This is a genomic window from Actibacterium sp., from assembly GCF_041584535.1.
Lineage (GTDB): Bacteria > Pseudomonadota > Alphaproteobacteria > Rhodobacterales > Rhodobacteraceae > Actibacterium_D.
The window spans coordinates 1-1,818 of record NZ_JBFHDW010000405.1 but is presented as its reverse complement, the minus strand read 5'-3'; the positions used below and the strand labels follow the sequence as shown (position 1 = coordinate 1,818).

Here is a 1,818-nt window from a genome sequence, read left to right as displayed (position 1 = left end):
TGGCTGGACAAGCTGGGCCATGTGACCTTTCACAACGCGCTGGGCACTCAGGGCGCCCGCGTGGCCCGCATTGCCGAACTGGCCGCCGGTATCGCGCCGCTGGTCGGCGCCGATGCCGATGCCGCCCGCAAGGCGGCCGAGGTTGCCAAGGCCGATCTGGCCTCGGAAATGGTTTATGAATTCCCGGAACTGCAAGGCATCATGGGCCGCTATTACGCCGCCGAGGCCGACCTGAGCGCCGATATCGCTGAAGCCGCCGAGATGCATTACAAGCCGCTTGGCCCTTCGGATGATCTGCCGACAGCGCCGGTGTCGATCTCGGTTTCGATGGCCGACAAGCTGGATACGCTGACCGGGTTCTGGGTGATCGATGAGAAACCCACCGGCAGCAAAGACCCGTTCGCGCTGCGCCGTGCGGCGCTGGGCATCATCCGCACCATTCTGGGCAATGACCTGCGGGTCGGGCTGGAGCGCCTGATCGATATGCAGCTGCTGGCCCATACCATCGCGCTGAACACCGACACCGCCGAAGAGAAAGACGCCTATTTCCTCAGCCACATGGTCGATGAAATCGCCCGGCACGGCGTGTTTGGCGCGGCGTTCCATGCGGTTCTGGACAAGCTGAACTCGGGCGACGGCAACAGTTTCACAGTGGAAGAGGGCAGCTGGCTGGCCAAATTGCGCGCCAACCTGCCCGCCACCAGCGACGACCTGCTGGCGTTCTTCCATGACCGGCTGAAAGTGCACCTGCGCGACGAAGGCCTGCGCCATGACGTGATCGACGCCTGCATCGCAATGCCCGGCAATGACGACCTGACCTTGCTGGTCAACCGCGCCAAGGCGCTGGGGGCGTTTCTGGCCACCGAAGAGGGCGACAACCTGTTGCAGGGCTTTAAACGCGCCAACAACATCCTTGCCCAGGCCGAGGAAAAAGACGGTGTCGAATACCGCTATGGCCCCGACGTGAAATTCGCCGAGGATGCCAGCGAAAAGGCCTTGTTCGCGGCTTTGGACGATGCGGAACAGGTGATCGCCTCGGCGGTCGCAACCGAAGATTTCGCCGTGGCAATGGGCGCGATGGCCGCCCTGCGCGCGCCGATCGACGGGTTTTTCGAGGCGGTTCAGGTGAACACCGACAACGATATCGTGCGCCGCAACCGGTTGAACCTGCTGCACCGTATCCGCGAAACCTGCGTGCAGGTCGCTGACCTGACGCGCATCGAAGGCTAGACCGCCGCGAAACCCATTGCGGAAAATTTGGTCGTTGTGTCGTGGCGGTTTCACCGCTGTGAAGAAAGTGTAACGGTTTCCTTGCCAAGACGTGTCATCGGCGTATCCTGCGCCGCAACACAAAGGGCGCTGCCGTGCAAAAGCATACCGATTTCAAAGATTTCACCGTTATCACGCCGAATGCGGATGTGACGGTCAGCCAGCATGGCGGCCGTGCCAAGTGCCTGCAACGGCTGATTCGGCTGGGAATGCCGGTGCCACAGACCGTGGCGCTGTCCTTTGATGCGGTGCATCGGATTGCCGCCGGGCAAACCCCTGATATTTCTGGAATTCTGGCAGTGTTCGGCGACGCGCCGCTGGTGTCGGTGCGGCCCAGCTCGGAAGATCCCGATTGGGGCGGGCCGGGGGCGGTGCTGAATATCGACATGAACGACGCTCGCCACGCCGAACTGACCGAGCGTCTGGGCGAAGAGGCCGCGAACGCGATCTACCTGCGTTTCATTCAGGGCTTTGCGATCCATGTCGCGCGTCTGGACCCGGATATGTTCGAGTCCGACACGATCTCGGGCGAGGCGGTGCGCATGGCGC

The 1,818-nt window shown here is 62.5% G+C and carries 1 protein-coding gene and 1 pseudogene; both read left to right on the top strand.

Going from position 1 to position 1,818, the window contains the following annotated elements; genetic code table 11:
• Positions 1 to 1,230 (top strand): glycine--tRNA ligase subunit beta (locus tag ABYW26_RS14165; protein ID WP_372605559.1); only part of this gene is annotated, 1,230 nt, incomplete at its 5' end.
• 134 nt (positions 1,231 to 1,364) lie between these two features.
• Positions 1,365 to 1,818: pseudogene (locus tag ABYW26_RS14160) on the top strand (pyruvate, phosphate dikinase); the annotation flags it as partial.